This window comes from Fictibacillus gelatini DSM 15865 (assembly GCF_000430745.1).
GTDB classification, from domain to species: Bacteria; Bacillota; Bacilli; order Bacillales; family Fictibacillaceae; genus Fictibacillus_A; species Fictibacillus_A gelatini.
The window spans coordinates 372006-398895 of sequence record NZ_AUMP01000002.1; the positions used below are offsets into that span (position 1 = coordinate 372006).

Here is a 26890-nt window from a genome sequence, read left to right on the forward strand (position 1 = left end):
TTCAGTTGCAACGGTCGAAATTTATAATAAATCGTGTGAATGGAGGATTAAGTTATGAAAATTGTCTACTACGAAGAAGGCGATCTTAACATCATTGTCGGTTCTTCGCAATTAAAAGGTGAGTTAACGATAGAACAAATAAAAACAGAAAGTGATAAAAAGGCAAAAGAATTAGGCCAATTGCTCGGGCGCAAGATCGGCTTTATGATTGACATGAATGGCAAGCTTCAGGCGAAACTATAACAAATAAAAACCCTTGAAAGAATTATTCCTTCAAGGGTTTTACTACTTTTAGCACCCGTTTAGAAATGAGAGTGTATCCTCTTTCGTTCGGGTGAATATAATCAAAAAAATAAGTGTTCTTATTAATGTGCGTAAATAAATCGAAAGTGGGAATATAAGTAGCTCCTGGAGTTTCTTGACTGATCTTATAAATCGACCGATTCCACTTACGGATCGTCGGCCCACAATGTTTATCATCAACTTTCCCCATGTATGGATTATATAACCCGATTATATAAATGGGGGCATTTTTATTTTGCGAACGAATAATTTTTGTTATTTGCGCTAAATTTTTTTGAAGTCTTTTTTGTCCCTCAGCCATTCGCTCCGGGTCGAGATGAAAAAAGTTCCAACTTGCGCTTTTTCTAAAGTCATTCGTGCCGATAAAAAGAAAAATATCATCAGCTTCATTGAGCGATTTAAGGACAACTTCATTTCTCAATTGAAGAAGTAGTTGATCTGAACGTTGCCCACTGATCCCAAAATTATTTAAGATGACCGGGCGGCCGCTTTTTTTCGCCAAACCGTCCCTCACCCTGCCGATATATCCTTTTCGCGTTGGGTCTCCTTTTCCATATGTTAAGGAATCACCTAATGCAACGATTTTTAATTTATTCGATTGGTTGTCACGGCCGTATATATGCATGCTGAAGAAAAACAGCAAAACAGCCATCGACGCCGCACCTAAAAAAATGACTTTTTTTGTCCCTCTCAAACCGATCCCCTCTTATATCCATATACTATTTATCTATTTAAACAACTATTGAAGGAAATAGCAAGTTTCGAGGAACAATTGTCAAAGAATCGTGAATGAATTAGCCGTTTAAATGATAATCTTTCGCTTTTAAATCGTTATTCTCCCACAAATTCTCAATATCGTATCGGGTTGTATCAGTTTCACCAAAACGCGTTAGTCCGTAAATAATGGCAAATAAAATCGCAAGAATAGGTATCAATGTCACGATAAAAATTCCAGCCATTTTTATCCCCCTCTCTGTCCAACCATCATATGACGAAGAAAGGGAATTTATTCTAAAAAAACTCGAGGCGGTTAATTAAACCGCTTCGAGTTTCATTTCCATTCTATCCAGCCATTCGCTTCTATAATTTGCATGAACTTTACAAGCCGCGGGAGAACTGGAGCCGCGCTTTTTCCGAAGTGTTCTTCAACCAATGCCGCAAGTTCATTTACCGGCCGTTTGCCATTAATATGAGAGATCACAAATGAACCGAGTTGATCAAGCTTTACTTTGCGTTCTTGAGGCTGTTTTAAAAAGCGGACCGAAAATCGTTCGATTGGATTTGTCCGCGGAATGACGAGAAAAACAGTTCCATTGTCAAGTCGTTCCAACCTGTATTTTTCTTTTATTCGCGGAACCATCAAAAGCAAATTCCTTTTTTCTTTCTTTAAGTGAAATAACAATCCCATTACTTTCTCTCTGCCTTTGCGCTCTTTGATACGAAATACAAAATAGTGCAAATCGCCAAAAAGATCACAAGCGGAATGACCCGATTATCCGTAAGCGCGGCTGATGGAATAGGCACTTTGAAGAAAATAAGAATCGCAATAATCACACCGAGAAGTGATTCACCCGCAATTAAGCCCGATGCGAATAATACCCCTTTATCCCCGCGGGCTTCCCGTTCTTCTTTTGACTTGCTAGTAATATCTACAAGCCAGCGCACAATACCGCCAAACATAATTGGCATCGAAGTATGGACGGGAAGGTAAAGTCCCACTGCAACAACTAATGAATTTAGCCCGAGAAATTCGATTGAAACTGCGACCGCTGCACCGATTAATATCAATGTCCATGGCAGGTCACCTCCAAAAATCCCTTGCACGAGTATTTTCATTAATGAGGCTTTTGGCGCAGGAAGCGCTGTCGACCCAAGACCGTAAGACTTGTTCAAAATGATAAGGATAATGCCAATCACCGTACCCGAAGCAACAACTCCTATACTCATCGCTACTTGTTGCTTCCATGGTGTTCCTCCTACTAAATACCCTGTCTTTAAATCCTGGGAAATATCCCCTGCAACGGCAAGAGCTGTACAAACAATAGCGGCAACTGTCAAAGCGGCTGTCATTCCATGAACACCGTGAAGGCCAGCCATTTTATAAATGAGTGTGACAATTAAAAGAGTGGCAATTGTCATCCCGGAGACCGGCGAAGAAGAGCTTCCAACGAGCCCGACAATGCGGGAGGCCACAGCTACAAATAAAAAGCCGAAAATGGCAATCGCAATCGCTCCAATGATCCCGACATTTGTAATTGGGGTAAACGCAATGATCACGATGATCGCCAATACACCAATGATCACATACTGGAACGGCAAATCTTTTTCCGTTCGCTTAATTGATAGAGAATTGGCATTTCCCGATGCCAGGCCTTTCATCATAGTTGCCGCAGTTCCTATTAAAGTTGGTAGAGTTTTAATAAGCGTGATTAATCCTCCAACTGCAACGCTACCAGCTCCGATATATTTAATATAATTATCCCAAATGCCCCACGCGTCCAATTTGCCAATCGGGACATTAGCGGGAAAGATCGCTTTAGCACTATCCGCACCAAAGAAGGAAATCGCCGGGATAAGAACAATCCAGGCAAGCAAGCCGCCTGCGAGCATTTGTCCTGCAATGCGTGGGCCGATAATATATCCAACTCCGAGCAAGGCCGGATAGATGTCCGTTCCAATAACGGCATTTTTAAATTTATAGACGGTTGTTTCGATCTCGGATTTAAACAGCATAAATCCGTCAGCAAGCGTTTTCACCAATCCGCCGAAAAGAAATCCAAAAGCAACCGTTTTCGCATTTTCCCCGCCCTTTTCGCCTGACTTCAACACCTCTGCACAAGCTGTTCCTTCAGGGTAAGGCAATGTTTCATGTTCTTTTACAATCAACATTTGCCGGAGGGGAACCATCATGAAAACACCTAAAAGCCCCCCTGTTAACATAATGAAAATAATAACCGCCTGGGAGAGCTGAATATTAAGCATGAAAAAGGCAGGTAGGGTAAATACAGCACCCGCCCCGATTGCTTCACCGGCTGTTGTCATCGTTTGCACAATATTATTTTCTAAAATAGAATCTCGTTTAAAAAGTCCTCTAATGATTCCCATTGAAATGACAGCAGCCGGAATGGAAGCGGAAACGGTGAGTCCCACTTTCAGCCCAAGATAAGCGTTCGCAGCGCCAAACACGACTGCTAGAATAACCCCGAACACAATCGCTGTAACCGTTAATTCCGGCAGAGATCGTGAAGAAGAGACGTAGGGAACAAAGGATGACTTCTCTTCATTATTACTCATGATGTACACCGCCTTTAAAACTAAACTAGTTAATGCACGAAAATTAGTATATCATAAATCTACAAATTCTAACTATTTTAATACTTTATTTTATTACTATTTTTAATTTTATTATGCTGTTGCCTTCACCAATATTATCGCAATTACTATACCGCCTTATCACAATAATAAAAAGAACTCACGAATCATCGCGAGTCCTTATTTAAAAGCACTTTTTAATTGACTTTTTTTATGTATGTTGGCACAAATTTAAGCAAAATCGAGATGATCATATTGTATTGTTCTGGAGAGATGTGAATTCCATCATTTGCGATAAGTTCTTCCTTTAATTTCACAAGACAGTCCATTTCATCAAGTCTGGATTCCAAGGCGCAATGCTCGATCGTATTGATGAGTTCTAACAGTTGATTATTTTCATTCGTAATGAAATACGTTTCCATCAACCTAACCACCCCCTTTATAATATTAAGCAGGGCTTGTTTATTTTCCTACAAAAATAATTCGTCAAATGCCGACACCTATTACTTTATTTGGATTAAGCGGAGTAGAAAACGGCCTATTCCGTCAAAAGAACTCGAAACATCGCTGAATTGGAATATAACCGTTTCGTTTCCGACATTCACTTACCCAAACAACTTCGCTAAAGAAGCGAAAGGTGAATGACTCGAACCTTCTTCATCATCTTTTGTTTGGTAAACTAATTTTTCAGGCTCGAACAATTTCGATTCCAAATATGACATTGGATTCTTTTTCAGCGTAATATCTTTATAAATTTCTTTAAAAATTTTTGCCGTGTTTAATGCATCATCCAATGCCCTGTGCTGAGATCCTTCCTGCTTTATATTCAATTTATTTAATGCCCTCGTAAGCCCATAGCGGAACCCTTTTTCGCTTTCATGAAGCATACTGAATAAAAATTGTAAATCATTATGGTTAATAATCCAATCGATGGGTATATTGTGATAGGTGGCATCCGTAATAAGAGCCCATTTGTCTTCCGGTCCCCAAGAACAAAGGTAATATTCCCTCACGCCAATCCATTCCTGAAAGTCTTTGATCACCGCAGTGAATGGCGGTGCCGTTATTATATCCCCTTTTGTAATCCCCGTTAAACTCATGATTCGATGATTTAACGTATCCATTTTCGGTTGCACAAAAGATTGAAATTGATCCACTGCTTGGAGTTCGCCTCTTATCATACGAAGCCTGACTGCACCAATTTCAATGATTTCGGATAGGCGATTTGTCATTTCAAGGTCATATACAATATAATCCATCACCTTCACTCCAATCTGTTCACCGCTCCTTCATGGCTGTAACGACTTATTGCCGATTCAATTCTGCCGCTTCTTTTTTATATTATGAGCCCAACCGAAATAATTGCTTTTTCAACAGAAAAGTTTCACTCATTTATCTCATAAAATTCCGCTCATGCCTTTGTTTCTCTTTCTTTATTCATACATAGAATATAGTGAGGATAAAAGGTTCAACCTCGTAAAATCAGTACGGGAGTGAGTTAGCATGTCAGGAGGATTTGGATTTAACAATTTTGCCTTAATAGTTGTATTATTCATCCTGCTTATCATTATCGGCTGTGTTTGCTGGGGAGGCTACGGCGGATTCGGCGGATATGGCTATGGATATTGGTAAAAAACAAAAACCGAAAGCAATCTTCAAACGGCGAGAAACACTCAGGCACGCCAAATAAACAAAACCCATCTTTTTGAAAAAGATGGGTTTTTCATTTACATTTTTTCTCTCATTGCTTCTGCAACTGCTTCAACGTCCGTACCGACAACGACTTGCAAATCGGTCTGGTTTAACTTAATAACCCCTTTTGCACCCGCCCGTTTTAATGCAGGTTCATCGATTTTAGACATATCGGCTACTTTTAAACGCAAACGTGTGACACAGTTATCAAGATTCGTTATATTCTCTTTTCCACCAAGGCCGGTTAAATAATTGTCAGCAAGACGGGCATATTTATCGCTTGATGTAGTCGTTCCTTCTTCTTGATTGTCCACATCTTCCGTTATTTTTTCATCCTCATCTTCCCGTCCCGGTGTCTTTAAATCCAGTTTTGTAATTAAGAAGTAAAAGACAACAAAATAAATAACCGCATAAATAATTCCGATACCCAATAAAAGCCATGGATGCTGTGTATTGGATTTCCCAATATTTAAGAAAAAGTCAATTGCGCCGGCCGAAAATCCAAAGCCCTGATGGATATTTAACATTGTTGCAACAGCCATGGAAAGCCCTGTTAAAACGGCATGAATACCGTAAAGTAAAGGGGACAAAAACATAAATGAAAATTCAATCGGTTCTGTTATCCCTGTTAAAAATGAAGTAAAGGCCAGTCCAATCAACATTCCGGCAATCGCTTTCCGACGATGTTTTTTCGCTGCAGCGATCATGGCTAAACACGCGGCCGGAAGACCAAACATCATAACCGGGAAGAAACCAGCCATAAAGAATCCGGCAGATGGATCACCTTTAAAGAACCGATTTAAATCACCTGTTGCTCCATGATAGTCGCCAAAGACAAACCAGACAAAACTATTTAATACATGGTGCAAACCAAAAGGAATTAACAAACGGTTAAATAACCCGAAGAGTCCTGTACCTACAGCCCCTAAATCAATGATCCATTTCCCGAGTTGGTTTATTCCATCTTGAATAGGCGGCCAGATGAAACCGAAAATGACAGCTAAAACGATCATGGCCCCGGACGTAACAATCGGGACAAACCGTTTTCCCGCGAAGAAACCGAGCCATTCCGGCAGCTTAATATTATGGAAACGGTTGTAAAGCAGTCCCGCTACAACACCGACAATGATTCCGCCAAGCACTGACATATTAATATGCTTGTCGATTGCCGAAGTGGCATTTGTTAAAACAAGGTAACCGATAGCTCCTGCAAGACCGGCTGCACCATTATTATCTTTAGAGAGCCCTATGGCAACACCAATCGCAAAAATTAATGCAAGATTATCAAAAACAGCTGCTCCTGCAGCATGGATGAACGGGATGTTAAAAACATCTTCCGCCCCCAGCCGATTTAATAATGCTGCAGCAGGAAGGACAGCAATCGGCAACATTAACGCTTTACCAATCCGTTGTAAAAAACCTAACATATTGATTCACCCTTTTTCTATGAAGTATGTTATTGTGCTTAGATGAATTCATTTATTTCTTATTTTTTATCGAATCAATAGCTTGCTTTAACCTGCCATCATGCGCTCTTAGCAAACGTTTTGCTTCTTCAGATGAGACATCTGTCAAAAGCTGCAATATAGCAGATTTGGCATGCCCTTGTTGTTCGTGTAATGCTTTTTTTGCTTCTTCTCTTGTTGCACCGGTTGCTTCCATCACGATATTGACCGCGCGTTCAACCAATTTTTCATTGGAAGGAATGACGTCGACCATCAAATTGCTGTACACTTTTCCCATTCCAATCATCGAAGCCGTACTGATCATATTTAGGACGAGCTTTTGTGCCGTTCCCGCTTTCATTCGCGTTGAACCAGTGATGACTTCCGGACCGACCAAACAGGCAATTGTATATTTTGCGATTCGTTCTAACTCGGAATCGGAAGTGCAGACAAGTGCAACAGTTGTTGCACCGATTGCATTGGCATATTGGATCGCCCCAATAGCATATGGGGTTCTCCCGCTTGCCGTAATAGCAATGACAATGTCTTTATTGGTTAACTGTATATGTTCTAAATCCTTTCGCCCTAACCCTAAATCGTCTTCAACATCTTCAAACGCGGTTTGGATCGCTTTATTCCCGCCAGCTAAAATGCCGATGATCATTTCAGGCGGTATGCCGTAAGTTGGAGGACATTCTGATGCATCCAATACGCCAAGGCGTCCGCTCGTGCCCGCACCGATATAAATGAGCCGCCCGCCATGTTTAAAAGCATGAATGACGCGCTCAACGACGGCTGCTATGTCAGGTAAAACTTTGCCGATAGCTTCAGGAACTTTTCGATCTTCCTCATTAATTTTCCTGACGACTTCAAGCATCGAAAGCTCATCAATATCGAATGTATTCCTATTCCTTTTTTCCGTTGAAAGTTTTGTTATGTCCATTGTCTATCCTCTCTTTTTATCATTTGTCATAAAACGCTTTCAATTCGTCTTAAAGATATCGATTTTCTTTAAGAACGATGCATGTCAATGACAAATTTGTAACGGTCTCCACGATAAATGGAATGAACAAATTCTAACGGGCATCCATTTTTCAAAAACGTGCGGCGCTTAATATGGAGAACCGGTGCTCCTTTTGCTATATTCAATAGTTCGCTCTCCGTTTCTCTTGCGACAGATGATTCAAGCTCCTGTGTCGCATAATCGATTTCAAGCCCAAGACGTTGCTCGACAAATTGATAAATAGAGCCTTTCGCAACTTCTTCCGTTAAATGATGAACAAGTTGGACGGGCATATAGTTGGTTTCTAAAGCCATAGGAAATCCATCCGCCAAACGGATCCGTTTAATTTCATAAAGAGCATCCCCCATTTGGACATTTAAATTAACGGCAAGTTCATTTGTCGCATCAATCTTTTTAAAATCAAGCAATAGGGTTGAAGGCACGTGGCCACGCGCCTTCATATCTTCCGTAAAGCTCGTTAATCCGAGCAATTTTTGTTCAATTTTTTGACTTGCGACAAACGTTCCTTTTCCTTTTTGCCGAATCAAATACCCATCATTCACAAGATTATTGATAGCCTGCCTTACTGTCATCCGGCTGATTTGATAGTTTTCGGCATACTCCCTTTCGGAAGGAATCATATCACCTGGCTTCAAGTCCCCTTTATCAATCAAGTTTTTGATAGATTGTTCAATTTGATAATAAATTGGCACAGGAGAATGTTTGTTAATCATATTTTTTGTCCCATTTCTTCTTGTTTTACAAGACGAAGCGCCTCGCTATCTGCGATTACGGTTACGTTTGGATGATTTTTCAAACTGGAAGCAGGCATTTCTTCCGTCACTTCGCCATAAAGCAAATTATAGATTGCCCGGGCTTTACTTTCACCCGAAGCAAGCAATACTATTTCCTTGCTTTTTAAAATAGAGGCGATGCCCATCGTTATCGCTTTCTTAGGCTGTTTCGATGGATCAGAAAAATATTGCGCATTTGCCTGTAAGGTTGATTGCGTTAAATCAACAATATGTGTTTTTGTGCTAAAAGGTGTTCCTGGTTCATTGAAACCAATATGACCGTTTCGTCCAATGCCGAGCAACTGCAGATCAATGCCGCCCATCTGTTCGATAATTTCATCATAGCGTCTACATTCCTCTTCAAGGTTATTTGCAGCGCCATTTGGCAAATGTGTTTGCTTAAGAGGAATATCAATATGTTTAAAAAGCTGTTCATACATATACTGATTATAACTTGTTGCATCAGATCGGCTTAACCCTACATATTCGTCTAAATTAATGGTTGACACATGTTGATACGACGTACCGTTTTCTTTAAAATCCAAAATAAGTTCTTTATATGTCCCAATCGGTGTACTGCCGGTCGCTAAGCCAAGCGTCACGTGTTCAGCTGAACGAATTTTTGCAATGATCAGCTTTGCAGCCGCTTTACTCATTTCATCATAATTTTTCACTTCAATAACTTTCATTGCTTACAGCTCCTTTTGTCAGTCACTAATTTGCCGCGGCAAAACGTATAAAGGACGTCCATCTCTTGATTAAGAACGACGATATCCGCATCTTTGCCTGATAAGAGACTTCCTTTTCGGTCATATATACCTAACTCTTTCGCGGGATTGACAGATGTCATTTGAATGACATCCCGAATATCGCAACCGGTAAATTCCATCATATTTTTTGCAGCATCTTTCATTTTTAAAATACTGCCTGCAAGGGTGCCATCAGCTAATCTTGCCTCATTCCCTTGAACAGTCACATCCTGTCCGCCTAATGTAAATGAACCGTTGCCCATGCATTTCGCCCTCATCGCATCGGTAATTAGTACCATTTTTTCACTACCTTTATTTCGATAGGCGAATTTCACCATTTCAGGGCGGGAATGAATACCATCGGCAATGATTTCAGAAGTGATCTCATCATGCATGAGCACCCCGCCAAGCACGCCGGGTTCACGATGATGAACTCCCTTCATTCCGTTATATAAATGAGTCGCATGAGTAATCCCCGCTTCGATTCCTTGAACGACTTCTTCATATGTGGCATCAGAATGTCCGATAGAAGCAATAACGCCCGTTTCCTTTAAATAAGAAGTCAATTCAAGTCCACCTTCTTCTTCGGGAGCGAGTGTCACAAGCTTAATATGATTGTCCGATAAAGACTGCCATTTTTTAAACAGCTCAACATCCGGATGAATGATTTGGCCCGGCGGTTGGGCCCCTGCTCGTTTTGGCGATAGAAATGGGCCTTCTAAATGAATCCCGATCACTTCTGCTTCGCCAGGAGCAGTATGCTCGTTAATATACTTGGCAGCATTCTGAAGCGCTTTTTCGATTTCACCTTTTTCTTGTGTCATCGTAGTCGCAAGAAAGCTTGTCGTTCCTTCTTGAGGTAACACTTTTGCCATCGTTTGCAGCGCATCCGTTGTAGCGTCCATCGTATCTGCTCCCGCCGCTCCGTGAATATGCATATCAATCATTCCTGGAATAACGATCGAATCTTCTGGAAGCTGGATCACATCATACTCAGCTACATTCAAGTGTTCTGGTTTTTTACCTATTTCTATAATTTTTTCTTCATTAATAATAAGATAGCCGTTTACAAAAACATCGTTTTCCGCGTAAATCCGTCCATTTAAAAGGAGTATAGATTTCATCTCGGTTCACCTCTATTAAAGAATACATCTTTTTAATCTAGTTGTCTATACCAGTATAGATAACTTAAAAAAGCCGGATATAAAGATCCGGCTTTTAAAAAAATTATTGCATTGGCGGGGTGTGCGGAAACTGTGCTGTATATTTTGTAAATTGCTGCTCAGCTTGTTGAATTTTTTGCGGGTCTTCTGCTTCCAGCGCATACCATCCTTTTTTAAACATCATGTCAAAAAGTGAACGTTGCATTTGGTGAGCTTCGGTGCATAGCGATTGAATCTCCTGGAATAGCGCTTGATGGCTTGCCTCATTTCCGGCTATACCATAAGACGAAACCATATACTTTTCATAGGCCAGAATATCATTTATAAAATCGCGGTCGTTCATTTGCGGTGTGTTCGGTGTTTGCGTTTTCGGATTTTGGATTTTATTTGGATTCATGTTCATTTCACACAACTCCCTACTGATTCATTTGGTTCATTTGATTTGGTTGATTGGTCTGATATGCTTGATTGGCGGTTGGATTTAAATGTTTTAATATTCTTTGGTAATGGCTTTCGTGCATATGACAGGCCTTTTCAATCGCCGCTTTAATTTCTGGATCCTGGCATTGGCTTGCCGCAAAATGCGCTTTTTTAAAGCCAAGCAAATTCCAGGAAAGCATATCTTTTAAGTAGTTATAATCTTTTCCCGTTATGACATTTGGCGGTTGTTGATACGTTGGCTGTTGTTGATTTTGCATTTGATTCGGTTGTTGCTGTTGTTGCATACCATAGCCTCCTTAAGTTTTGCGGCCAATAAAAAAATAAGCCGCTAAATCTTATAATAGATTGCCTCCTTTTAACGGAGATTATGCAATATAGCCCATCTTTTTAAATTGGGTGTTGACAGCCCCCAAAAAATAATATAAAATTTAATTTGTCTCGGGGTCTTAGCTCAGCTGGGAGAGCGCATCGCTGGCAGCGATGAGGTCAGGGGTTCGATCCCCCTAGATTCCACCATACATAGTTTTCAATCCCTCTTGCAAAATGGCAGGAGGGATTTTATTTTACGACATAACGGCACATTCATCTCGATGAATGTGCCTTAGGCTTAAACCACTTTCGAATCCCCTGCGTAAAAAGGCTAATACTACTTATAATAAACGTAAACAAACCGAACAAGAGGAGAAAATAACTAATCAAGTTACGATAATTGTTGAGCTTGTTGTCCTGCTTTTTGCGCCTGGCCTTGCTGATTCCCCTGCTGGCCACCCTGTTGGTTCATTTGTTGTTGCGCTTGCATAATGGCCTGGTTCACCTGATTTAAAGCCTGATTGGATTGAACATATTGCAAGCTTTGGTTCAGTGTTTGAATGGCTTGCTGAATACTTTGCTGCAATTGCTGATCCGTTTGCTGCAACTGTTGGAGAGCCTGATTGCTGAATTGTTGAATTTGTTGCATCAACTGATTTTGGCCTTGTTGTCCGGCTTGCCCGCCTGCTTGCCCTTGCTGTGCATTCGTTTGGCTCATTTGTTGCGCTTGTTGTGGTTGTTGTAATTGGGAAATGGAATTTTGCAATTGGTTAAGTTGTGTTTTAAAAGCATTAAGTTCTTGAGCGATTTCAGTATCAGCAGATTTTTTCGCGATCGATTCAATGCGTTTTTCTGTTCGTTTATCCATAGTGTTGCCTCCCCATTTTAAAAAGTGTGTGTAATGAACACTTTTTTAGAATGTGCTCTCAGGTATCATCTATACTGACTAATAATTGGTTTAAAACGATGTCTAGAATGGGAAACAGACGCAAAGTAATGATGAAAACAATAATAAAGCCGGCTTCTCCTAAGATGCCGGCAATGTTATTTTACTGTTCAGATGGTTTAAATGTTTTACAGTCAGTTTCTTCCGTTTTCGAAGCCTGTTTTCCCTGGTGGCTTACAACGTAAATCCGGTCAGCATTACATAAATTACCTTCTCCCCAATATGAGCAATTGTTCACTTCACAAAGTACATCTTTTGCCATATTCCACACCTCCCTTCTTCTCTAGTTTTGACAGTGTATTTTTAAAAATACTCTTAGAAAATTCTAGTAATTTTGCCTTTTTCATAGATTTTAGATACTCGTCCGTTTCTAGTACGCTACCCCTGAATACTATAGTACAAGAAAGGGGGGATTTAAACATGTGTATGTGCAATGATAATGGAATGAGACCGCAGGCTACGCGAGGCGCACAATCAAGAAATGCAAGCTGCCGTTGTTTTTGCCGAAATTTCTGTAACCAGTTTTCTTCTAACAGAGAACAATGCATGCGCGATTGTTTAAGATGCCAGGGTGTGCAAAGACCTACTGGGCAAAGACCTGCATACCAGAGCTGTGGAAGAACAGCAGGTGCAATGGATGACGATTTCTATATGGATAATGACTATAACGACAATGATATCAGAGGAGATTACTACTTCACTGATTATTAATCGTATTGAAAAGCACTCTTGTCAAAAGAGTGCTTTTTCTTTTTAGACATACTCGGGTAAACATACAAAAAATCCACGAATACCCCCGTGTCGATCATTTATGACAGGACATACATTGTTAAAGAAAACGGATTTCAAATATAGGAGGTCATGCAATGTACCCATGTAATGTTATTGTTCACCCGACTCAATGTTGTATCCAGCCTCATTTTTATGCGGAAGAAGTAGTTCATGTTCATCCAATTCATATTCAGCATCAGAACCACCTTTTATGCCAGCATAAGCACGTTTTCCCGGTAACTCAGTCGCAAACGATGTCCGTCTGTGAAGAAGACCTTTATTGCGGACATCCAATCGGTTGTGGAGGGTACGGATATTATTAAAAAGAAATAAAAGAACTTTCGCTTAATGGCGAAAGTTCTCTTTATTTATTAAGAAAACCATGCCGTTACGCCCAAAAAGGTTACGCCGGCAAAGGTGTTGTAAGCATTTATTCATTTTCGGTTATGACATATTTTCTAAGGGCGAAGGCTACGCCATCTTCATCATTCGTTAACGTCGTTTGGTGGGCAAGCTCTTTTATTTCATCGAGCGCATTGCCCATTGCAATGGCTAAGCCGGCTGTTTTCAGCATCGATACATCATTTAAATTATCGCCGATAGCGACTGTGTCCTTCATCGGAATATTAAAATGGTTGGCCAGTTGAGCTAAGCCGTTTCCTTTTGTCGCATCAATATGGTTGATCTCCAGATTATGATCAGCCGATGAGGTGACCGCTAAATTTGGATTTTTCAATAGCGATTTACGCAAATCCTCCATCTTTTTCGTTTGATAAGAGAACGGTAATATTTTAAAAAACTCCAATGATTCGCTCTTTAAAGCTGCAGCACTGTCAATAGTATTCAATCCAAATTGATGAAGATACATTTTTGCAACATTTTTCAATTCCTCCTCATCCGCTTCCGGATTAGCGCTTTTAAAGATGTCTAACTCAACGGCAACGCTTTTTTCTCCATTTTTCGGAGCGAATATGCCTTCGTTCGTATAAACATGATAGAAAATTTCTTGTTTCTCAATCTGGTGTAATATTTCCAACGCCTCGCCATGAATGAGCGGAGTACTGTTGACAATCGCTCCATCCACTGACACAATCGCACCGTTGCCCGCGATGATTGGACAATCGAGATCCGCCATCTGTAGCAGCCTGCGGACATCATCGATATCCCGTCCTGTGCATATGGATACGACATGGCCTTTTCTTTGCGCTTCCTTAATTGCTTTTTTATTTTCACCGCTAATGACGCCTTCTTTTGATAAAAGCGTCCCGTCTAAGTCTATTGCAATTACTTTCATTTTCTCCTCCATGGTGTTAGCTCTCTTCAGATTTTGAACCCGGAACGATCATCAATTCAATCGAGTAGTTTTCAACTATTTCTTTCATATTTTGATCAATTTTCTCATCGGTTACGACAATATCGATGGCATCTAAGTCACACACTTTTTGAAAAAAAGTTTTATTAAATTTCGTCGAATCCGTAAGAACAATGACTTTGTCCGACCGCTTGATCATTTCCCGCATGAGATAACCTTCTTCTTCAACCGGAACAGACAGACCTTCGGCTGAAATCCCGCATGCTCCAAGAAAGAGTTTATTCACTTTATAATCCGAAACTTGTTCAATTGTTCGACTGCCGTATATCGACCGGTGTTTATTGTTTAACGAACCGCCCAATAAATGGATGGTGGTATCTTCTTTTTGACTTAAAATACTTGCAATATCAATAGAATTGGTAACGACCGTATTGTTTCTACTTGCCAGGTTTTCAGCAACAAATTGAACGGTTGTCGATGCATCTAAAATAATATGGTCTCCATCTCGAATGAGCGTAGCCGCAAATTTGCCAATTTGACTTTTTATATGCGAAGCTTTTTTCAAACGCTGCTCATAGTTATGCACTTCATATGTAAATGAAGGAAGTTTTGCCCCGCCACGTGTACGAACGATCTTTCCCAGCTCTTCCAGCTTCACAAGGTCTCTTCTTGCAGTATCTCTTGAAACATTGTTCATTTCACAAATCGTTTCAATATCTATCCGGTCATGATTGCTTAAATACTTTAAAATGGCTGTCATCCGTTCATCTTGATACATCGTTTCCACTCCTTGTTAAAAATTATAAGTCAAATTAAGTTATTATGCAATATTTTAAGTGAAATTAATTATTTTTAAGCAAAAGAAAAATGGAGTAACATACTCCATCTTTATTCCTTAAGCTGTTCCACTTTCAATGCGACTGCGGCTGCAATATTTTCGGACCCGTATTGTTTATTTTTAACAAAGATATCTAATTCCTGAATAGCTTTTTGGATCGATGATTGACTTGCAGAACGATGGTCTTTTTTTAGCCTGGATTTTATTAGGTTGAACTTTTCGCTTTTCGCAAGGTTCATCCAATCTTGCCCTGTCATCTCATTGAAATTTCTTTCTAAACGGTGCTCTGACGATTTTGTGGATTTAACGACATAATAGCCCCATATCCATTGTTCAATTGAAAAAAGCAATAAACATAAGAGGAGAATCATGAAGCCCCCCTCTCTCCAGGCCACTATCTTTCTTATTCTTTTTTCTTTTTTATATTCATGTAAAAAGACAACCACTTTTTTCGCAGTATCCATCATTCCCATCAGCCCCCTCCATGAGCTTTTAGAAACTTTAATTGAATACTACTTCCATATAAACCGGTAAAATCCTTCAATAATCCGAGCCTTAAGCACTATTTTTTGAATTTTAAGCAATGTTTTTTTAGGTGGATCAATGAAATTCTTTATTATCCAAAACCAGGACTTTTGCCCTTGTTGATTTTGCCATTTTTTTCGTATGCTCGACAAGCCTGATAATGTTTCGATGTGATTGTTTAGCACCTTTTACGAGTAAGGGAACACCAATTGTATCAACTTTTAACGCTCTTGAGAAAAAACCACCAAATGTCATTGCAATCGGCACTGTTGGAGAAGTATTGGAAAAAACGGTCCGTTCATCAATTTCATACCTTTCTTGCAACAACAGATCAATATTTCGCATTGCGGGAATGACAACATTTGAAGATCCGCGGCCGACCGTATACACTTCATTCCCTTCTTCATCCTCACCGTGAAAAAGAACTTTACCCATATCTGAATAAGTTAGTTGATTAAAACGATCTAGCGATAATATTTCTTCTTTTGTAGGGACACGATGTATCGGCAATTTATTTAAATGATAGGCTGCAGCAAGTACGGAAGAATGGGTACCGCCATAACAGTTATAGATGTAGATCATATCTCTCATCCTTATTTTAGTCATTCATTATTATCTCCATTATTTCCATACATTCATCGTACATACATCTTGAGTTGTTGCATTCAAAAGTTATTTTATGAACCCCTAAACGCCAAACAAATGGCCGAATACTTTAATAGAGAGTCATTCATTTTAGCAACAATTCCAGTCAAAGTATTCGACATATATCATAACAACCGCTCTTGTTGTCATTGAAGATTCCTAACATCTTAGGGCTATTTGCCTGAATTGGAGGCAACAACTGTGAAAAAAGGTATAATTATCGAAGTGGGGAAACGGCATCTCATTGTTTTGGCAGAAGGCGGCGAATTTCGTAAACTTAAGAAGAAAAAAAGATCATACACGGTTGGAACTTCTATTATCATTCCAATCCAAAAAGTCGTTCACGTTTAATTGAAATGGTCCTAAACTAAAACCAGGGAGTACACCCTGGTTTTAGTTTAGTTCCTTCAGTTCGTCCTTTAAATATTGATTTCTCATTGTAATAAAATCCTCAATAAATTCTGGTTCTTCGTCAAACCAATCAAGGTCGCGGTGTTTAAACGGGTCTTTGATTACATGATCCCTTAACGATTCATACAATTCAGAAATGAAAGGCCGCATCGCATCAACAGTAAAATGTTCCTCCAACACCTCTTCCATAATTGTCTGATATTGTTTCCTGAATTCTTTCACATACAATAATCTTGACGTCATTGTATTGTACCCTTTTATCGGTACATAATCATATTCCATTATATCTCCATGTACATCTCTTCCCCATGTCGCGTCATAGTCCCACGGAAGAATATGGAACAGTCCGTTTTCTCTGTTTCGATATAATGCATAATTATGAATGAATCCATCGAAATTTTGTGTACAAACAACACCCGCAAGCCAACGCAAGTAATTATCCACATTGAACCACTCTTTAACTTTCGCGGGGAACTCTTCTTCAGAAGCATTCACAATCATTTCCATCAGTCCCTTTAACGCTTCAACATCTTCTTCCGTCCCATACTTTTGCTCATAACCCCATAATAACGATTCTTTTACCTTTTTCGTAGACGGGCTATACAATGAAAAGTTGGCGTTTTCATCTACCGCATAAAAAATCCCGCCGTCTGGAAGTCCTCTTTTTTCTAAAAACCGTTTATCTACTGAATCTAAATGCAAATAAATCCCTTGAAAAAACCCATTGATATAAAGCAGCACATGCTGTGAGGATGGCGCTATCGCGCCGATTCTTTCAAAAAAATCAAATGACAGCTTATTCCTCATAAAGGATGGATCATTGTATTCAGCGTTAAGATGAATTGCCCTTTCTCCAAAGAATGGTTGATTTTTAGTAAATAGGAGGTCATAAGACTTTTTTGGAAATGAAAAGATATGTGCTCCTCTTGTCATAATGAGTGTTTCAACCGAGTTTCCATTTACTTTTATATTTCCTTGAATAGGGTCTATTGCCCATTTTCCTGATTTAATTATTTTTGCTCCTTTAACAGGAACAGACACTTCAAATACCGGCAATTTTTTTTCTGTCATGAACATCCTTCCTTTTGAAACTTTAGTTCCATTTCCGTCACTTCATTCGTCTATTTTTCAATGAATGTTTATTTGTCCAGTCCGTTTGCAAAACGGGTGCGTATGATAGATTGAGAAAAGGGGACACCAAAGGATTCTCTTTTCCAGATTATGTTTGAGGAGGATATTCTGTGAGTCATTTTTTCAATGATCCTTGTGAAAGAGAAAGCCGTACTAGCAGGAGCCGAAGGAGGACTTCCAGCAGCCGAAGAAGAACTTCCCGTTCAAGCTGTCGGAGAAGTTCTAGGAGAAGCTCTAGAAGAAGACGTACATCATCGTCTACATTAGTATGCTGGTGCAAGAGACGCAGCCGCAGGACAACTTCAGGATTTAGAAGAACGTCCAATGTTAGACAGACTTCCAGAGGTAGAAGAACAAGCCGGGTGAGACGTACTTCTAACTTTAAAAGAACAAGCTGCTTTAAACGTACTTCTAACTTTAGAAGAACAAGTAGAGTAAGAGGCACATTTGATAGAAGATTGTTTACTACTTGTAATAAGCGCCGTTCTTCTAACGTTTTTAAATGCACTTGTCGAAAACAACATCGTAAGTTTTTTTAAATAAAATTCGGTAAGGAACTTCTTCCTTACCGAATTTCTTGTTTTTTAATAGCGAATGAAGTTTCTTTCTTTGCCGTTATGAGCATACTGAAAGTAATGTGTTATTTGAAAAGGCGGTCTAAGACTTGAGGCATTATTTATTTTTTTATTTAAAGCTTCCATTGATGATTCGGATCCTGATTATTATCGTTTTATTTATGATCAGTTTCGGGATTATTATTCATTTTATTGAACCAAAGACGTTCCCAAGCATTTTTGAAGGAATCTATTGGGCGGTAATTACAGCAGCAACAGTTGGTTATGGCGATTACGCACCAACGACAACCATTGGGCGATGGATGGCGATTTTGCTTGTATTATCAGGCGGGGCTTTTATCGTCTTTTTTTTCGGTCATGTTGCTTCCGTTACGTTTAAAAAACAAAATGAATGGAAGGAAGGAAAAGTGATGTTTACAAAGAAAGACCATTTAATTGTTGTCGGCTATAATGAACGTTCCAAAACAACTATTATGAAACTCGTAAATGAACAGCCTTCTCTTCCAATTGTTTTAGTTGATTTCTCATTAAATGAAAACCCATTACCCGATCGAAAGATACATTTTATAAAAGGCAATGCCACACATGATTCCGTTCTGGAGAAGGCGAATGTAAAACACGCAAAAATGATTTTAATTACTGCAGATGAAAATTTAAAAGAAGCCGATGCAGATATGCATACAGTGTTAAGCATTCTTATTGCCAAAGGATTAAATCCTAACATTTATGCGGTCGCTGAAATTTTAACCGAAGAACAAAAAATGAATTGCATTCGCGCCGGTGTTGACAAAATGATCGAGACAACCCGTCTTGCGAGCAAGACAATGGTCGACATCCTTAAAGGACACATTTAAATTGGCCGTTAATGGCGATCCGAATTGGCGAAGACAATTCAAAAAGCCCGAAGTGCAATCACTTCGGGCTTCTTTTTAATCGTTTTTCAAGCTCTTCTTTTTCTTTTTCAAAACCGGGTTTGCCTAAAAGGGCAAACATATTTTTCTTATACGCTTCCACACCCGGTTGGTCAAATGGGTTTACCCCTAAAAGATAGCCGCTGATCGCGCAAGCTTTTTCAAAGAAATAAACCATATAGCCAAAATGGTAAGCTGTCATTTCCGGCAATGTGACGACTAAATTCGGAACACCGCCATCCGTATGGGCAAGAAGCGTTCCTTCAAATGCCTTTTTATTGACAAAATCCATCGTTTTGCCCGCAAGAAAATTTAATTTATCGAGATTTTGCGGATCTTCTTCAATTGTTATTTCTCTTCGAGCTTTTTCTACATTAAGTACGGTTTCAAAAAGGTCACGTCGTCCTTCTTGAACATATTGGCCCATTGAGTGAAGGTCTGTTGAAAAATCAACGGACGCCGGGAAAATTCCTTTATGGTCTTTCCCTTCGCTTTCACCAAATAATTGCTTCCACCATTCCGAGACATAATGCAAACCAGGTTCGTAGTTGACCATCAATTCGATCGTTTTTCCCTTGTTATAAAGGACATTTCGAACGGCCGCATATTGGTAAGCTTCGTTTTCTGAAAGGGCTTCATTGTTGTAGTCCCTGCTAGCATCGGCTGCTCCTTGCATCATTTCTTCTATATTTACCCCACTGACAGCAATAGGCAACAGGCCAACTGCAGTGAGGACAGAATAGCGTCCCCCGACATCATCTGGAATGACAAACGTCTCATATCCTTCTTCATCAGCCAGTGTTTTTAATGCGCCTTTAGCCTTGTCCGTCGTAGCAAAAATTCGCTTTTTCGCCTCTTCTTTTCCGTACTTTTCCTCCATAAACGTTTTAAAAATACGGAAAGCAACCGCTGGCTCTGTCGTTGTCCCTGATTTTGAAATGACGTTAAGGGAGACATCTTTTCCGTCTAAAAGATCGAATAAATCTTTCACGTATGTAGATGAGATATTTTGGCCAGCAAAAATGATTTGTGGTGTTTGGCGATTTTCAAGCATATTGTAGAAGGAATGGTTCAACGCTTCAATCGCCGCTCTCGCACCTAAATAAGAGCCTCCAATACCAATTACAATGAGCACATCAGAATCGGATTTAATTTTTTCAGCGCATTTTTGAATGCGTGAAAATTCGCGCTTATCATAGTTCGCAGGAAGGTCGATCCATCCTAAAAAATCATTTCCCGCACCCGTTTTTTGATGCAAGCTAGCATGTGCTGCTTGAACTGCATCAGATAAATAAAACACCTCATGCTCGCTCATAAAAGAAAGTGCATTACTGTAGTCAAATCGCAGTTTATTCGACATGTATGCATGACCTCCAATATGTATTTTTTTCGCAAGAAGGTTCTTCACATCGTGAAGAACCTTCGAGCTAGATTCGCTTATTTCTTTAAGCGTTTATTTAATTGAGCTTGACGGTCTGTTGATTCTTTCAACCATTCCTTTAATTTGGCTTCTAATGTATTAAAGCCTTTTGAACTATCGTTTGCCGCAGCTGCTTTTTTAGCCGGGCGACGTTCTTTTTTAGGTCCTGGAGCCGGAGCTTCTTGTGTTTGGCGAATGGAAAGAGAAATCTTTTTGCCCTCTTCGTCAATCGATAAAACTTTTACTTTAACCGTATCCCCTACCTTAAGAACATCGTTAATATCTTTCACATAGCCATGTGAAATCTCAGAAATATGAATCAACCCCTGGATTTCGTCATTTAAAGCAACAAATGCACCAAACGGTTTGATACCTGTTACTTTACCTTCTACAATACTGCCTACTTCAAAATTCATGAAAACACTCCTAACTATTTTTTAACTTATTAATTATAACATAAACACTTGAGAAAACAAAATGAGACAAATGGAGTGTTTTTCCCATTTAGAGAAATATACACAGATCTTCTAACATTATACGTTTGTAGCCATTGTTTTCTCTTGATCTTTGCTTAACCATTCCTCACCAAATGAATATATCTTTTCAATATTAATTTGGTGCCATAACATGAAGATTAATACGGTCCAAATTTTCCGGCTGTAGTCCCCTTTTCCTCTGCAATGGTCGTCTAGTAAACCAAGAATGATATTTTTATCAAGATAACGATCTGTCTCACTTGACTTAATGAGATTTACAGCCCAGTCATGAATTTCATTTTTTAACCAATGGCGAATCGGAACAGGGAAACCAAGTTTTCTGCGATAAAGCACGGAATCAGGAACGATGCCCTTCATCGCTTCCCGAAGCGCATACTTCGTTGTTCCATTTGTCACAGTAATATCAGGATGAAGCTGCGACGCGACCTTAAACACTTCTTTATCGAGGAACGGCACGCGAAGCTCAAGTGAATGAGCCATCGTCATCTTATCGGCTTTGACAAGTATGTCGCCGCGCATCCACGTGTGTATATCAACATATTGCATTTTATGAACATCGTGAAGAATTTTCGCCTTTTCATAAAGCGGGCGTGTAACGTTCTGGTAATTAAATGCTTTATTATAGTTTTTTAGAAGCGTGCTCTTCTCTTCTTCGCTAAACATTTTGGCATTACCAATGTAACGTTCTTCAATGCTCATTGCACCACGTTCAAAGAAACTTTTCCCTTTCATTCCCTCAGGCATAATTTTAGCAAGAGATGCCAGTCCCTTTTTCAATCCATCAGGCATGTTTTTAAAATAACGAAGGGAATGTGGTTCGTTATAAATATTATATCCTCCAAACAATTCATCCGAACCTTCACCTGATAAGACAACGGTAACGTGTTTGCTTGCTTCACGGGCAACAAAATACAATGGCACAAGCGCCGGGTCGGCAACAGGGTCGTCCAAATGCCAGACAATCTTCGGCAATTCCTTAATGTATTCTTCTGGCTTTACAATATAATGAATGTTCTCCACATTGAGTTCTGCCGCTGTTTGTACAGCCACATCTATTTCACTGAATCCTTCTCGCTCAAATCCGACCGTAAACGTTTTTAATGCCGGATGTAATTCGCTCGCTAAAGCCACAATGGCACTTGAGTCAATCCCGCCCGACAAAAACGCGCCAACCGGCACATCAGATCGCATATGCATTTTAACGGAATCGCGCATTACGTTGCGAATGTCTTCAATTGCGTCGTTTAATGGAACAATTTTTGGATAAAAAGTCGGTTCCCAGTACGTTCTTATTTGCATCGCACCGCCGACTTTTTTTGTAAAATAGTGTCCCGGCTCCAATTTTTTAATATGTTTCGTCATCGTCATCGGTTCTGGAACAAACTGATAGGTTAAATAATGGTGAAGGCTTTCAACATCCACCTTTTGATCTTCAGTCGCAAGCACAATACTTTTCTTCTCAGATGCACAATAAAGAATTCCATCTTTTTCTAAATAAAAGAATGGTTTTATTCCAAATGGGTCGCGCGCCCCAAATAATTCTTGTTTTTCTTTGTCCCAAATGAGGAAGCCAAACATTCCGCGGAGCTCTTTAACCGCCGCTTCTCTTTTGTCTGCGTAAAGGGCAAGAATGACTTCAGTGTCAGAAGACGTTTTAAAGGTATACCCTTTTGCCTCTAATTCCTGGCGCAATTCGATATAGTTATATATTTCACCATTAAAAATAATCCAATAGCGATCATCTTCATAAGACAACGGTTGCTTTCCGCTTTCTAAGTCAATAATGCTTAAACGACGAAATCCGAAACGGACATGCTGATCTACAAAATGACCGGAATCATCTGGACCACGGTGTGTAATAATATTGGTCATGTTCTTTAATTGGTCTGTTTCCGGTTGTTCGATTGTCTCTGGCTTATCCAGCATATAACCGATAAAACCACACATAATTTACTGCCTCCTATTTACCTTTTCAATCGTGTCAATCTATTTCCTTTATGTCCTAATCATTAAAGTCAAAATCAACATATTTCATTATAACGTGTGTTGAGAGTGTTAACTACTATTTTCACTATAATTATATAAAAAACATTGCGGCTTGTATTTTTGCAGTAAAAGTGTGGTTAAATGGGCTAAACTAAATTTTCCGGTTTTAACGCTTTTTCCGCTTCCTCTTTTGTCACATAGCCTTTTTCGATTGCTACTTCCTTGACAGTCTTTCCTTCTCTGAAGCTTTCTTTCGCTACTTCTGCCGCTTTTTCATAACCGATATATGGGTTAAGGGCAGTTGCGATCGCACTGTTTTGTTCCAAAAGCTCTTTAATTCGTTCTTCATTCGCTTTAAGACCTTTTAAACATCGTTCAGTAAAGCCATTCATTCCATTCGATAAAATCGTAATCGATGAAAGAACGTTAAATGCAATTACTGGCATCATGACATTAATTTCAAGCTGGCTGCCGATTCCAGCCGTCGCCACGCACGCATCGTTTCCAATGACCTGGGCTGAGATCATATACACGTTTTCTAAAATAACCGGATTCACTTTTCCAGGCATAATGGACGACCCTGGTTGAACGGCTGGAAGCGTTAATTCAGCAATGCCTGTTCGCGGACCGGAACTTAATAAGCGCAAGTCACTGGAGATTTTGATGAGATGAATCGCAAGCTCTTTTAAATGGCTGCTTATTTGAATGGCGGCTCCTGTATTTTGCATAAATGTAAAACGGTTAGAAGGCGGCGTAAATGGCAATCCTGTTCTTCTAGCAATTTCATTAATGGCGCGCCGTGCATAATCGGGATGGGCATTAATCCCCGTTCCAACCGCATTGCCACCCAGTCCAATTTCATATACAAAACTTTCTGCTTGCTTCAATGATGTCAAGACTTGTGAAAGCGTCCCGGCATATCCGCCAAACATACTTCCTAGACGCATCGGAACGGCATCTTGCAAGTGGGTTCTCCCGGATTTAACGATTCGATGAAACTGTTTTTCTTTCTCTTTTAATGCATCTATTGTTTTTTCGATAGAAGGATAAAGGGTGCGATGGAGCTCTTCGGCTATGGCTATGTTCATTGCGACATGGATCGTATCATTCGTCGATTGGGCCATATTGACATGGTCATTCGGATGAATGATGCTCCAATCTCCCTTTTCTCCTCCTAATAGCTCTACAGCCCGGCTTGCAATGACTTCGTTCGCATTCATATTTTGCGAAGTCCCTGCTCCTGCCTGGTACGCATCTACGACAAATTGGTCATGAAGCTTTCCATCTATGATTTCTTCAGCCGCTTGAATAATCGCGTCCGCCTTTTGTTTATCCAGAACTCCGCAATCTCTGTTGGCGACAGCTGCACTTGCTTTAATAATTGCTTGAGCGCGAATAAACGAACCTGGCAGGTGGAGTGAACTGATTTGGAAATTTTCAACGGCTCTCTGTGTTTGTGCCCCGTAATATGCATTTGCTGGAACTTTTACTTCACCAAGGGTGTCTTTTGCTATTCGATATTCGGACATATGCTACTCTCCTCTTTTCATTTTTAATGTCTTCTCCATTTTTCTTATTCCCTATTTTTAAAAATTATCATCCAAAAAAATATCCCCGCTTTATTCCGGGGATCTTGCATGCCTTTTATGTATGGAAATGACGGTCGCAGGAGGCTTGTTTACAAATCGGTGTTCCGTTCGAAACCCGGCCTTTTTCTGTTTTAAAAACGTAGCTTTTGAAATTGGCCGCGGAGTTGACCAGGCAATTGATTCGGGTTTTCTCCATGAGTCATGTGTAATAAGTTCGGTTTTATAATAATAACAATTGCCACTTATATACTCCTCACATATATAAAGTACAGTATGACGATTGTGCATTGCTTTCTCTCCAATTTTTTCTTTAGAATTCCATTTTTTTCTTTAGTATTCCATACAGGTAACGCAAGTATTCATAGGAAAGAGCTTGAGGTGCCAACTCAAGCCCTTCGCTTTATCTTGTCGTCCACCACCAGAATCCACAGACGACGAGAATAATAAATAAGATGACGGCAATTGCCCATCCAGCCCATGCAAACGCCCAGGTCCACCAGCTGCCTCCACCGCCATAGCCGTAACCATATCCATAGCCGCCATAACCGCCATAACCGCCATAGCCAAATCCACCATAGGCCATTTTCTGCAACCTCCTTCTTTCACTAAACATGCTTTCTCCATATTAAAATATGTAATGATGGGGAAATGCGGAATAGAGGCAAAAGCGGATTTTCAAGCAAAAGAGCCATTAGAATGGATGATCTAATGGCTCTTCTCCTTATGTGTTGATGTTTTTCCCGACAATGCCCGTCTTTCTGGCTGTACCTTCTTGCGATCCCTGTCATTTTCGTTTTCTCAAGCCCGGCTATAGTGGGATTATTGGTTACGTTAATTTTTTACAATACTTTGTCATTTCACTTCACTAGCTCAGTGGGTGCTATTGCTTACGATGCTTTGTCATTTTCGCCTCACTCATTCGGCTCAGTAGATGCTATTGCTTACGATGCCTAGTCATTTTCGCCTCACTCATTCGGCTCAGTAGATGCTACTGCTTACGATGCCTAGTCATTTGCTGCCAAACGGAGCCTGCCGCTTCTTCACCGCTTTGAATTCGTTCGAGGGCAATTCTTACTTGAAGGCGAACCTCGAATTCCGGATCGTCTTTAGCCTGCTCTAATGCGGGCACTGCCGTTTCATCTCCAACTTCAAATAAGAAGCGGGCTGCACGCCAACGGACAAGTTTATTTTTATCTTCGAGCGCCTCGCACATAGCGGGGATGGCTTTTGGATTCCCGATATCCGATAAACAGTCGCCGGCTGTTCTTCGTACAGCAACGTTTTTATCTTTTAAAGCGACATAAAGCAACGGAAGTACTGCCTCATCTTCAATCATTCCAAGATAAACAACAGCCAATCTTCGAATCGATGGTTTCGGATCTTTTAATGCCTGTTTTAAAACCATAATGTCATCAACCGTCGGGTTCATTCTCTCAAGAGCGGCATATCGTGTTTGCCAATCTTCATTCTGCATTTTTTCCGCTACTTCACTCGTTGAGACCTCTTCATTAGGAGCGGCTTCTCCTTCATGCAGGGTAAATGCTCTCTCTACTAAATGCTGTAAGCGTTTTTCGTCATAAGCAGCAGAAATTTCATCCGCAACTTCTCTCCCTATTTGTTCCATTGTTCCGTAACGGACCCCTTGTTCTTCCCATTTCCTCTCCATTACGAGATTAGTTGACGCTTTCTGTGCTTCAAGAGCTGCCTTCATAAAGCGTTCCGGCAGACCGACGCGGACTTCTTCTTGTTCCGTCGTTAACTTGATTTGCATTGGCAAGCCTCTGAATTTTTGAATGAAAACCGTTATTTCTTCATACTCTTCTTTTTTCTCTTGCTTCGTTTCATCTTCTATTTTAATGGCGGAAGTTTCGCCAAACACCTTGCGGACTCCGGCCAGCACTTCTTCCCAATCTGCTTTTGGATGGCGGTCTAACGCAATAAAATCGGCCACATGGTAAATACTTTTCACACCATCAATTTCAAAGAGCCGTTTAATATAATCCGGTGCATCTGCTATCGTTTCTTTCGTATAGTTATACCTTTCCGTTCCAGGAAGTGTTTCATCAAGGTTTATTTTCATCGAATTCGGACTTGGGGTTGGTTCGATCGATTTAATTTTCAT

At 40.1% G+C, this 26890-nt stretch carries 32 protein-coding genes and 1 tRNA gene; 7 read left to right on the top strand and 26 right to left on the bottom strand.

Translation table 11 applies throughout. The annotated features are described in order from the left end of the window. Positions 1 to 54 precede the first annotated feature (54 nt). The gene (locus H538_RS0104950; RefSeq protein ID WP_026676671.1) at positions 55 to 243 is read left to right on the top strand and encodes a hypothetical protein; all 189 of its coding nucleotides are present in this window, start codon (positions 55 to 57) and stop codon (positions 241 to 243) included. A 22-nt stretch (positions 244 to 265) separates the two neighbouring features. Here the strand turns inward: H538_RS0104950 and H538_RS23080 are convergent, their stop codons facing one another. The 6 genes from H538_RS23080 to H538_RS0104980 form a co-directional block, all read right to left on the bottom strand. Further along, the gene (locus tag H538_RS23080) at positions 266 to 997 is read right to left on the bottom strand and encodes a GDSL-type esterase/lipase family protein (protein WP_051291274.1); all 732 of its coding nucleotides are present in this window, start codon (positions 995 to 997) and stop codon (positions 266 to 268) included. A gap of 100 nt (positions 998 to 1097) precedes the next feature. Continuing rightward, a complete protein-coding gene (locus H538_RS25965; protein WP_154657897.1) occupies positions 1098 to 1262 on the bottom strand; it encodes a hypothetical protein in 165 nt (54 codons plus the stop codon). Between the two features lie 92 nt (positions 1263 to 1354). Then, the gene (locus tag H538_RS0104965) at positions 1355 to 1711 is read right to left on the bottom strand and encodes a PqqD family protein (protein WP_035350098.1); all 357 of its coding nucleotides are present in this window, start codon (positions 1709 to 1711) and stop codon (positions 1355 to 1357) included. Further along, complete coding sequence (locus H538_RS0104970) at positions 1711 to 3597, bottom strand: OPT family oligopeptide transporter (protein WP_026676673.1); 1887 nt, start codon at positions 3595 to 3597, stop codon at positions 1711 to 1713. Before H538_RS0104970 ends, H538_RS0104965 begins: the two co-directional genes overlap by 1 nt. A gap of 215 nt (positions 3598 to 3812) precedes the next feature. Beyond that, complete coding sequence (locus H538_RS0104975; protein ID WP_154657898.1) at positions 3813 to 4040, bottom strand: hypothetical protein; 228 nt, start codon at positions 4038 to 4040, stop codon at positions 3813 to 3815. A gap of 180 nt (positions 4041 to 4220) precedes the next feature. Beyond that, positions 4221 to 4874 carry a 3'-5' exonuclease gene (locus tag H538_RS0104980; RefSeq protein ID WP_026676675.1) on the bottom strand — a complete coding sequence of 218 codons (654 nt, stop codon included), beginning with the start codon at positions 4872 to 4874 and terminating at the stop codon, positions 4221 to 4223. A 244-nt stretch (positions 4875 to 5118) separates the two neighbouring features. On the opposite strand from H538_RS0104980, the gene H538_RS25410 reads away from it, so the two are divergent. After that, entirely contained in the window at positions 5119 to 5247 is a 129-nt protein-coding gene (locus tag H538_RS25410; protein WP_081412576.1) for a YjcZ family sporulation protein, read from the top strand. Between the two features lie 95 nt (positions 5248 to 5342). On the opposite strand, the gene nagE is transcribed toward H538_RS25410, so the two are convergent. The 7 genes from nagE to H538_RS0105020 all read right to left on the bottom strand — a co-directional run bounded on the left by nagE (position 5343) and on the right by H538_RS0105020 (position 11186). Beyond that, the gene (nagE, locus tag H538_RS0104990; RefSeq protein ID WP_026676676.1) at positions 5343 to 6734 is read right to left on the bottom strand and encodes an N-acetylglucosamine-specific PTS transporter subunit IIBC; all 1392 of its coding nucleotides are present in this window, start codon (positions 6732 to 6734) and stop codon (positions 5343 to 5345) included. A 52-nt stretch (positions 6735 to 6786) separates the two neighbouring features. After that, positions 6787 to 7695 carry an N-acetylmuramic acid 6-phosphate etherase gene (gene murQ, locus H538_RS0104995; RefSeq protein ID WP_026676677.1) on the bottom strand — a complete coding sequence of 303 codons (909 nt, stop codon included), beginning with the start codon at positions 7693 to 7695 and terminating at the stop codon, positions 6787 to 6789. A 68-nt stretch (positions 7696 to 7763) separates the two neighbouring features. Continuing rightward, on the bottom strand, positions 7764 to 8489 hold the full coding sequence (locus tag H538_RS0105000; protein ID WP_026676678.1) for a GntR family transcriptional regulator: 726 nt from the start codon (positions 8487 to 8489) through the stop codon (positions 7764 to 7766). After that, positions 8486 to 9238 (bottom strand): glucosamine-6-phosphate deaminase, encoded by a 753-nt coding sequence (gene nagB / locus H538_RS0105005; RefSeq protein WP_026676679.1) that lies wholly within the window; start codon positions 9236 to 9238, stop codon positions 8486 to 8488. Before nagB ends, H538_RS0105000 begins: the two co-directional genes overlap by 4 nt. Continuing rightward, the gene (nagA, locus tag H538_RS0105010; protein WP_026676680.1) at positions 9235 to 10422 is read right to left on the bottom strand and encodes an N-acetylglucosamine-6-phosphate deacetylase; all 1188 of its coding nucleotides are present in this window, start codon (positions 10420 to 10422) and stop codon (positions 9235 to 9237) included. Before nagA ends, nagB begins: the two co-directional genes overlap by 4 nt. 103 nt (positions 10423 to 10525) lie before the next feature. Further along, positions 10526 to 10858 (bottom strand): spore coat protein, encoded by a 333-nt coding sequence (locus tag H538_RS0105015; protein ID WP_026676681.1) that lies wholly within the window; start codon positions 10856 to 10858, stop codon positions 10526 to 10528. 19 nt (positions 10859 to 10877) lie between these two features. Then, a complete protein-coding gene (locus H538_RS0105020) occupies positions 10878 to 11186 on the bottom strand; it encodes a hypothetical protein (RefSeq protein ID WP_026676682.1) in 309 nt (102 codons plus the stop codon). Positions 11187 to 11342: 156 nt separating this feature from the next. Here H538_RS0105020 and H538_RS0105025 point away from each other — a divergent pair. Beyond that, positions 11343 to 11418, top strand: a tRNA-Ala gene (locus H538_RS0105025). Positions 11419 to 11602: 184 nt separating this feature from the next. Here H538_RS0105025 and H538_RS23085 read toward each other — a convergent pair. Beyond that, positions 11603 to 12079 (bottom strand): hypothetical protein, encoded by a 477-nt coding sequence (locus H538_RS23085; RefSeq protein ID WP_051291276.1) that lies wholly within the window; start codon positions 12077 to 12079, stop codon positions 11603 to 11605. A gap of 181 nt (positions 12080 to 12260) precedes the next feature. Further along, complete coding sequence (locus H538_RS25415) at positions 12261 to 12419, bottom strand: DUF1540 domain-containing protein (protein WP_081412577.1); 159 nt, start codon at positions 12417 to 12419, stop codon at positions 12261 to 12263. 604 nt (positions 12420 to 13023) lie between these two features. Between H538_RS25415 and H538_RS0105045 the strand changes: the two genes are divergently transcribed. Beyond that, positions 13024 to 13251 carry a CotD family spore coat protein gene (locus H538_RS0105045; protein WP_026676684.1) on the top strand — a complete coding sequence of 76 codons (228 nt, stop codon included), beginning with the start codon at positions 13024 to 13026 and terminating at the stop codon, positions 13249 to 13251. Between the two features lie 107 nt (positions 13252 to 13358). Here the strand turns inward: H538_RS0105045 and H538_RS0105050 are convergent, their stop codons facing one another. From H538_RS0105050 to H538_RS0105065, 4 genes are all read right to left on the bottom strand, one after another. Beyond that, positions 13359 to 14222 (bottom strand): Cof-type HAD-IIB family hydrolase, encoded by an 864-nt coding sequence (locus H538_RS0105050; RefSeq protein ID WP_026676685.1) that lies wholly within the window; start codon positions 14220 to 14222, stop codon positions 13359 to 13361. A 16-nt stretch (positions 14223 to 14238) separates the two neighbouring features. Beyond that, positions 14239 to 15018: a DeoR/GlpR family DNA-binding transcription regulator gene (locus H538_RS0105055; RefSeq protein ID WP_026676686.1), complete on the bottom strand. Its 780-nt coding sequence runs from the start codon at positions 15016 to 15018 to the stop codon at positions 14239 to 14241. A 110-nt stretch (positions 15019 to 15128) separates the two neighbouring features. After that, positions 15129 to 15545: a hypothetical protein gene (locus H538_RS0105060; protein ID WP_211235549.1), complete on the bottom strand. Its 417-nt coding sequence runs from the start codon at positions 15543 to 15545 to the stop codon at positions 15129 to 15131. A gap of 133 nt (positions 15546 to 15678) precedes the next feature. After that, the gene (locus H538_RS0105065) at positions 15679 to 16185 is read right to left on the bottom strand and encodes a DUF3189 family protein (protein ID WP_026676688.1); all 507 of its coding nucleotides are present in this window, start codon (positions 16183 to 16185) and stop codon (positions 15679 to 15681) included. Positions 16186 to 16449: 264 nt separating this feature from the next. Here H538_RS0105065 and H538_RS25420 point away from each other — a divergent pair, with 264 nt between their 5' ends. Next, positions 16450 to 16599: an anti-sigma factor domain-containing protein gene (locus H538_RS25420; protein WP_161627194.1), complete on the top strand. Its 150-nt coding sequence runs from the start codon at positions 16450 to 16452 to the stop codon at positions 16597 to 16599. 42 nt (positions 16600 to 16641) lie between these two features. Here the strand turns inward: H538_RS25420 and H538_RS0105075 are convergent, their stop codons facing one another. Next, on the bottom strand, positions 16642 to 17730 hold the full coding sequence (locus H538_RS0105075; protein ID WP_026676689.1) for a CotH kinase family protein: 1089 nt from the start codon (positions 17728 to 17730) through the stop codon (positions 16642 to 16644). A 186-nt stretch (positions 17731 to 17916) separates the two neighbouring features. On the opposite strand from H538_RS0105075, the gene H538_RS25970 reads away from it, so the two are divergent. After that, positions 17917 to 18057 carry a hypothetical protein gene (locus H538_RS25970; protein ID WP_154657899.1) on the top strand — a complete coding sequence of 47 codons (141 nt, stop codon included), beginning with the start codon at positions 17917 to 17919 and terminating at the stop codon, positions 18055 to 18057. Positions 18058 to 18454: 397 nt separating this feature from the next. After that, positions 18455 to 19219, top strand: a complete 765-nt coding sequence (locus H538_RS23090; protein WP_035350101.1) for a potassium channel family protein — start codon at positions 18455 to 18457, stop codon at positions 19217 to 19219. A 58-nt stretch (positions 19220 to 19277) separates the two neighbouring features. On the opposite strand, the gene H538_RS0105090 is transcribed toward H538_RS23090, so the two are convergent. The 6 genes from H538_RS0105090 to H538_RS0105120 all read right to left on the bottom strand — a co-directional run bounded on the left by H538_RS0105090 (position 19278) and on the right by H538_RS0105120 (position 26890). Beyond that, positions 19278 to 20636, bottom strand: a complete 1359-nt coding sequence (locus H538_RS0105090) for a glucose-6-phosphate isomerase (RefSeq protein WP_026676690.1) — start codon at positions 20634 to 20636, stop codon at positions 19278 to 19280. A 77-nt stretch (positions 20637 to 20713) separates the two neighbouring features. Further along, positions 20714 to 21112, bottom strand: coding sequence for a S1 domain-containing post-transcriptional regulator GSP13 (yugI, locus tag H538_RS0105095; RefSeq protein ID WP_026676691.1), 399 nt, complete (start codon positions 21110 to 21112; stop codon positions 20714 to 20716). A gap of 117 nt (positions 21113 to 21229) precedes the next feature. Then, on the bottom strand, positions 21230 to 23140 hold the full coding sequence (gene asnB, locus H538_RS0105100) for an asparagine synthase (glutamine-hydrolyzing) (protein ID WP_026676692.1): 1911 nt from the start codon (positions 23138 to 23140) through the stop codon (positions 21230 to 21232). Between the two features lie 185 nt (positions 23141 to 23325). Continuing rightward, the gene (locus tag H538_RS0105105; RefSeq protein WP_026676693.1) at positions 23326 to 24708 is read right to left on the bottom strand and encodes a class II fumarate hydratase; all 1383 of its coding nucleotides are present in this window, start codon (positions 24706 to 24708) and stop codon (positions 23326 to 23328) included. A gap of 460 nt (positions 24709 to 25168) precedes the next feature. Further along, entirely contained in the window at positions 25169 to 25351 is a 183-nt protein-coding gene (locus tag H538_RS0105115; protein ID WP_026676695.1) for a hypothetical protein, read from the bottom strand. Positions 25352 to 25756: 405 nt separating this feature from the next. Next, positions 25757 to 26890 carry a conserved virulence factor C family protein gene (locus tag H538_RS0105120; protein WP_026676696.1) on the bottom strand — a complete coding sequence of 378 codons (1134 nt, stop codon included), beginning with the start codon at positions 26888 to 26890 and terminating at the stop codon, positions 25757 to 25759.

What these genes read in the sequence shown, in the direction of transcription:
- H538_RS0104950 (WP_026676671.1), top strand. Translation starts at nt 55, where the DNA reads ATGAAAATTGTCTACTACGAAGAAGGCGATCTTAACATCATTGTCGGT.
- H538_RS25965 (WP_154657897.1), bottom strand. Translation starts at nt 1,262, where the DNA reads ATGGCTGGAATTTTTATCGTGACATTGATACCTATTCTTGCGATTTTA.
- H538_RS0104965 (WP_035350098.1), bottom strand. Translation starts at nt 1,711, where the DNA reads ATGGGATTGTTATTTCACTTAAAGAAAGAAAAAAGGAATTTGCTTTTG.
- H538_RS0104970 (WP_026676673.1), bottom strand. Translation starts at nt 3,597, where the DNA reads ATGAGTAATAATGAAGAGAAGTCATCCTTTGTTCCCTACGTCTCTTCT.
- H538_RS0104980 (WP_026676675.1), bottom strand. Translation starts at nt 4,874, where the DNA reads ATGGATTATATTGTATATGACCTTGAAATGACAAATCGCCTATCCGAA.
- H538_RS25410 (WP_081412576.1), top strand. Translation starts at nt 5,119, where the DNA reads ATGTCAGGAGGATTTGGATTTAACAATTTTGCCTTAATAGTTGTATTA.
- nagE (WP_026676676.1), bottom strand. Translation starts at nt 6,734, where the DNA reads ATGTTAGGTTTTTTACAACGGATTGGTAAAGCGTTAATGTTGCCGATT.
- murQ (WP_026676677.1), bottom strand. Translation starts at nt 7,695, where the DNA reads ATGGACATAACAAAACTTTCAACGGAAAAAAGGAATAGGAATACATTC.
- H538_RS0105000 (WP_026676678.1), bottom strand. Translation starts at nt 8,489, where the DNA reads ATGATTAACAAACATTCTCCTGTGCCAATTTATTATCAAATTGAACAA.
- nagB (WP_026676679.1), bottom strand. Translation starts at nt 9,238, where the DNA reads ATGAAAGTTATTGAAGTGAAAAATTATGATGAAATGAGTAAAGCGGCT.
- nagA (WP_026676680.1), bottom strand. Translation starts at nt 10,422, where the DNA reads ATGAAATCTATACTCCTTTTAAATGGACGGATTTACGCGGAAAACGAT.
- H538_RS0105015 (WP_026676681.1), bottom strand. Translation starts at nt 10,858, where the DNA reads ATGAATCCAAATAAAATCCAAAATCCGAAAACGCAAACACCGAACACA.
- H538_RS0105020 (WP_026676682.1), bottom strand. Translation starts at nt 11,186, where the DNA reads ATGCAACAACAGCAACAACCGAATCAAATGCAAAATCAACAACAGCCA.
- H538_RS23085 (WP_051291276.1), bottom strand. Translation starts at nt 12,079, where the DNA reads ATGGATAAACGAACAGAAAAACGCATTGAATCGATCGCGAAAAAATCT.
- H538_RS25415 (WP_081412577.1), bottom strand. Translation starts at nt 12,419, where the DNA reads ATGGCAAAAGATGTACTTTGTGAAGTGAACAATTGCTCATATTGGGGA.
- H538_RS0105045 (WP_026676684.1), top strand. Translation starts at nt 13,024, where the DNA reads ATGTACCCATGTAATGTTATTGTTCACCCGACTCAATGTTGTATCCAG.
- H538_RS0105050 (WP_026676685.1), bottom strand. Translation starts at nt 14,222, where the DNA reads ATGAAAGTAATTGCAATAGACTTAGACGGGACGCTTTTATCAAAAGAA.
- H538_RS0105055 (WP_026676686.1), bottom strand. Translation starts at nt 15,018, where the DNA reads ATGTATCAAGATGAACGGATGACAGCCATTTTAAAGTATTTAAGCAAT.
- H538_RS0105060 (WP_211235549.1), bottom strand. Translation starts at nt 15,545, where the DNA reads ATGATGGATACTGCGAAAAAAGTGGTTGTCTTTTTACATGAATATAAA.
- H538_RS0105065 (WP_026676688.1), bottom strand. Translation starts at nt 16,185, where the DNA reads ATGATCTACATCTATAACTGTTATGGCGGTACCCATTCTTCCGTACTT.
- H538_RS0105075 (WP_026676689.1), bottom strand. Translation starts at nt 17,730, where the DNA reads ATGACAGAAAAAAAATTGCCGGTATTTGAAGTGTCTGTTCCTGTTAAA.
- H538_RS25970 (WP_154657899.1), top strand. Translation starts at nt 17,917, where the DNA reads ATGATCCTTGTGAAAGAGAAAGCCGTACTAGCAGGAGCCGAAGGAGGA.
- H538_RS0105090 (WP_026676690.1), bottom strand. Translation starts at nt 20,636, where the DNA reads ATGTCGAATAAACTGCGATTTGACTACAGTAATGCACTTTCTTTTATG.
- yugI (WP_026676691.1), bottom strand. Translation starts at nt 21,112, where the DNA reads ATGAATTTTGAAGTAGGCAGTATTGTAGAAGGTAAAGTAACAGGTATC.
- asnB (WP_026676692.1), bottom strand. Translation starts at nt 23,140, where the DNA reads ATGTGTGGTTTTATCGGTTATATGCTGGATAAGCCAGAGACAATCGAA.
- H538_RS0105105 (WP_026676693.1), bottom strand. Translation starts at nt 24,708, where the DNA reads ATGTCCGAATATCGAATAGCAAAAGACACCCTTGGTGAAGTAAAAGTT.
- H538_RS0105115 (WP_026676695.1), bottom strand. Translation starts at nt 25,351, where the DNA reads ATGGCCTATGGTGGATTTGGCTATGGCGGTTATGGCGGTTATGGCGGC.
- H538_RS0105120 (WP_026676696.1), bottom strand. Translation starts at nt 26,890, where the DNA reads ATGAAAATTAAATCGATCGAACCAACCCCAAGTCCGAATTCGATGAAA.